The following is a 3,898-nucleotide window of genomic DNA, read 5'->3' as shown; positions in this document are numbered from 1 at the left end:
CTGGCGGCGAGCCGCTGTCAGCCGGGCCGGCCGAGAAACGGTGCGACGGACAGCGATGCCCGCCTGTCTTCACAGCTCATGATCCCATTCCGGAAATCGCCCATCAGGCTCGTCGAACGCTCCTCCTTCGAGCGGCCCACCGTGTAGGTGACTTCCGTCGTCCCAACAGCGGTTTCCACCTACGGCGGCTGAGGCCGTCGGTGGAAACCGTCGTTCCGACAACGGTTTCCACCGACAGCCGACGGGCGCCGGCCGAGGCCGTAGGTGACTTCCGTCGTTCCCGACAGCGGTTTCCGCCTACGGCTGGGTGGCGTGGGTGTCAGGCCTCCTGGAGTGGCCGTGAGCGGCCGTTTTCACCGGAGATGGGGCCCGAACCGCGCTGGATGCCGGTGGTGCGTGGTGGCAATCGCGTCATTGGTTCTGGCAATCGTGCCGTCGGTTTCCGCCCGTCCGGTTGTGGCCCCTGACCGCGGTCGCCTACCGTGCAGGACGTGAACCCGCACGGGGCGAAGCGCCTGATCACAGGTCATGGCGGCGTCTCGTCCGACCGGAATCCCGGCACAGCCTGACCGTCGCTGGCAGCTGACCGTCACTGGCGGCCGGCCGCGGCACGACGGCCGGTTTCCCATGGCCGATTCCACGCTGATGAGGGGCTTACATGTCCGTACGTGGGACCGATGGTAACGCCGCCACCGACAGCCCGGCCGGGCAGCCGCCGGAGCTGGTGACGCCGGAAGCGATTCATGTCACGACCGGCGACAACGTGACCTTCGTGATCCGGCTGCTCGAGCACGAGGACCCGACCGTCCCGGTCGTGCTGATCCTGCCGGCCATGGGGATGAAGGCGAAGTTCTACCGGCCGCTGGCGAAGGCGCTGTCCACCGCCGGCCTGTCCGCCGCCACCTGCGACCTGCGGGCCCAGGGGGAAAGCACACCGGGCCTGCGCGAGCAGCCCGGCTTCGGCTACCGCGAGCTGCTGGAGGTGGATCTCCCGGCGGTGCTCGCGGCGCTGCGGGCGCGCCTGCCGCAGGCGCCGGTGTACCTGTTCGGGCACAGCCTCGGCGGCCAGCTCGCGCTGCTGTACACGGCTTCGGCGCCGAAGGAGATCGCCGGCGCCTGCGTGATCGCGACCAGCAGCGTCTACTGGCGGTCCTTCGCCCGCGGGCGCCGGCTCGTCGCGCTCTGGCAGGGGCAGGTCATCGGCCTGGTGTCCCGGATCCGCGGGTACTGGCCGGGCGGCATGGTGATCCCCGCGCCGATGGCCGGCGGTGTGATGACCGACTGGGCCCGGCACATCCGCAACGGCCGCTACCAGCCCCGCGGCAGCAAACGGGACTACAACGAGGCGCTGCGCACGTTCGACCTGCCGGTGCTGGTGATCTCGATAGCGGGCGACCCGCTCGGCCCGCGTCCCAACGTCGACTTCCTGTGCGGCAGGATGCGCGCCGCCCAGGTCACCCGCTGGCACATCGAGGACGGCTCCGGGGTGGCCGTCGACGACCACTTCGCCTGGATCAGAAGCAGCGGCGTCATCAGCTCCGCGGCCGCCGCCTGGATCACCAGGGGCGCCCTCCCCGCACAGGCGTGACAGCCTGTTCTCCAGGCTGGGCCCGTTCCCCGCGCCCGGGCGTCCGCACCGCGTGGGCACGGCGGGCACCGGGCTCCCGCCGGCCCCTGGCCCCTGGCCGCTGGCCCCTTGGCCGCTGGCCGCCGGCCGCTGTGCTCCAGCGCCGATCGCCGGGATCCGCCGGCCGCCGGATCCCGGCATGATGGCCGCGTGATGGCTGCGGGTGGCCAGCCGTCGCGGTGCCGGCCCCGGCCGTAGTCTGGGCCAATGGTCAACCGTCTGTACTTTCGTCAGTTGCTGTCCGGACGTGACTACGCGGTCGGCAACCCGGTGGCAACCCAGATGGTCAACTTCACCTACCTGATCGGGGACCAGGAGACCCGGGAGGCGGTGGTGATCGACCCGGCGTACGCGGTCGACGATCTTCTCTCGGTGCTGGCCGACGACGGGATGCGGCTGACCGGCGCCCTGGTCACCCATCACCATCCCGACCATGTCGGCGGCGCGATGTTCGGTTTCGTCCTGCCGGGCCTGCCGGAGCTGCTCGCCCGCGTCCAGGTCCCGGTACACGTGCAGCGGGACGAGAGCGAGTGGGTGCGACGCTCCACCGGCCTGTCCGCCACCGACCTCGTCGGCCACGACCACGACGACGTGCTCGACGTCGGCGCCGTGCCCATCCGCCTGCTGCACACCCCCGGACACACCCCGGGCAGCCAGTGCTTCCTGGTGGACGGCCGGCTCGTCGCCGGCGACACGCTCTTCCTGGAAGGCTGCGGACGCACCGACTTCCCCGGCGGCGACCCCGACGCCATGTACGCGAGCCTGCAGCAGCTGGCCGCGCTGCCCGACGACACCGTTGTCTACCCCGGCCACTTCTACTCGGCGCGGCCCAGCGCGCCGATGTCGGCGGTGCGCGGCGGCAACGCGGTGTTCCGCCCCCGTTCCGTCGAACAGTGGCGGGCCTTCTTCGGCGGTGGATGACCACGCCCGCCGCCCGTATGCTCGACCACCCGTCCCGGCCCTGACCGCGCGGGCGTGCCCCCACCGGCCGCCGCGGCCGCGCGGCACCACCCGGCCGAACCGAGAGAACCGAGAGAGAAGCACATGACACGCACCGCTGTGAACCGTTACGTCCTGCCCAACATCATCGAACGCACCTCCCGCGGCGAATACGGGATGGACCCCTACTCCAAGCTGCTGAAGGAACGCATCATCTTCCTCGGCACGCAGATCGACGACGTTTCCGCGAACGACATCATGGCGCAGCTGCTCTACCTCGAGGGCGAGGACGCCGACCGCGACATCTCGCTCTACATCAACTCCCCGGGCGGCTCGTTCACCGCGCTGATGGCGATCTACGACACGCTGCAGTTCGTCCGGCCCGACATCCAGACCCTCTGCCTCGGGCAGGCTGTCTCCGGGGCGGCCGTCCTGCTCGCGGCCGGGACACCCGGCAAGCGGTTCGCCCTCGGCAACAGCCGGATCCTGCTCGACCAGCCGTCCAGTCAGAGCCAGGGGCAGTCGAGCGACCTGGAGATCCACGCCCGGGAGATCCTGCGGATGCGGGAGCTGCTGGAGACGATCCTCGCCCGACACACCAACCGGAGCCCCGACCAGATCCGCCGGGACGTCGAACGCGACAAGATCCTCGACGCGAACGAGGCGGTCGAGTACGGCCTCGTCGACGAGGTCATCCAGAGCCGGAAGAACTCGCTGCGACAGGCCGCCTCCGAATAGCGGCACGGTACGTACGGGGCCGCGGCGCGGCGCTCCGCCGCCTACCGCGCCACCCGCCGCCCTACCGCATTTTCGGGACCGGGCCCCGCGCCGCCCGGCGGCGTTCCGGGGCGTCACAGCGGCTCCGTGACGCTGGCTCCCGCGAGGCTGGCTCCCGCGAGGCTGGCTCCGTGACGCTGGCTCCGCGGCGCTCTACAACGGCTCGCCGGGGATGCCGAGGTATTCCCGGCGGAGGGTTTCGACGATCGGGTGGCCGGCCGCCAGTTCCCGGCCGTCGACCGCGGCGATCGCGCGTACACCGGCGGCCGCGTTGGTGGCGAACGCGGCCCGCATGCCGGCCAGCCCCTGCCGGTCGACCGGTGCGACGGTCGTGCGTCCGTGCGTCCGCTGGAGCAGCCGCATGGTCACGCCGCGCAGGCAGTCCGCGGCAGGCCAGATCACGTGGTCGCCGTCGAAGAAGCCGACGTTCCAGGTGGCACCCTCCGAGACGAGCCCCGCCGGAACGCCGCTCCCCGTGCCGCCGCTCCCCGAGCCCGGGCCCTCCCCGCCCGGGCCCTCCCCGCTCGGGCCTTGCAGGGCCGGGCTTTCCGAGGC

Annotated in this window: 4 protein-coding genes; 3 read left to right on the top strand and 1 reads right to left on the bottom strand. The window is 71.7% G+C overall.

Annotation, left to right across the window (positions count from 1 at the left end; all coding sequences use genetic code 11):
- The first annotated feature begins 658 nt into the window (after positions 1-658).
- The 3 genes from AC5LSR_RS22705 to AC5LSR_RS22695 all read left to right on the top strand — a co-directional run bounded on the left by AC5LSR_RS22705 (position 659) and on the right by AC5LSR_RS22695 (position 3,304).
- Positions 659-1,588, top strand: a complete 930-nt coding sequence (locus tag AC5LSR_RS22705; RefSeq protein WP_250285974.1) for an alpha/beta hydrolase family protein — start codon at positions 659-661, stop codon at positions 1,586-1,588.
- A gap of 246 nt (positions 1,589-1,834) precedes the next feature.
- On the top strand, positions 1,835-2,548 hold the full coding sequence (locus tag AC5LSR_RS22700; RefSeq protein ID WP_250285972.1) for an MBL fold metallo-hydrolase: 714 nt from the start codon (positions 1,835-1,837) through the stop codon (positions 2,546-2,548).
- Between the two features lie 123 nt (positions 2,549-2,671).
- Entirely contained in the window at positions 2,672-3,304 is a 633-nt protein-coding gene (locus AC5LSR_RS22695; protein ID WP_250285971.1) for an ATP-dependent Clp protease proteolytic subunit, read from the top strand.
- Positions 3,305-3,496: 192 nt separating this feature from the next.
- Here the strand turns inward: AC5LSR_RS22695 and AC5LSR_RS22690 are convergent.
- A partial coding sequence (locus AC5LSR_RS22690) for an aminotransferase class IV (protein WP_493468979.1) occupies positions 3,497-3,898 on the bottom strand: 402 nt, incomplete at its 5' end.

Source organism: Protofrankia sp. CiP1_Cm_nod4, from assembly GCF_982290645.1.
The sequence above is the reverse complement of the archived record's forward strand: the minus strand, read 5'-3'. Positions and strand labels throughout refer to the sequence as shown.

What these genes read in the sequence shown, in the direction of transcription:
- AC5LSR_RS22705 (WP_250285974.1), top strand. Translation starts at nt 659, where the DNA reads ATGTCCGTACGTGGGACCGATGGTAACGCCGCCACCGACAGCCCGGCC.
- AC5LSR_RS22700 (WP_250285972.1), top strand. Translation starts at nt 1,835, where the DNA reads ATGGTCAACCGTCTGTACTTTCGTCAGTTGCTGTCCGGACGTGACTAC.
- AC5LSR_RS22695 (WP_250285971.1), top strand. Translation starts at nt 2,672, where the DNA reads ATGACACGCACCGCTGTGAACCGTTACGTCCTGCCCAACATCATCGAA.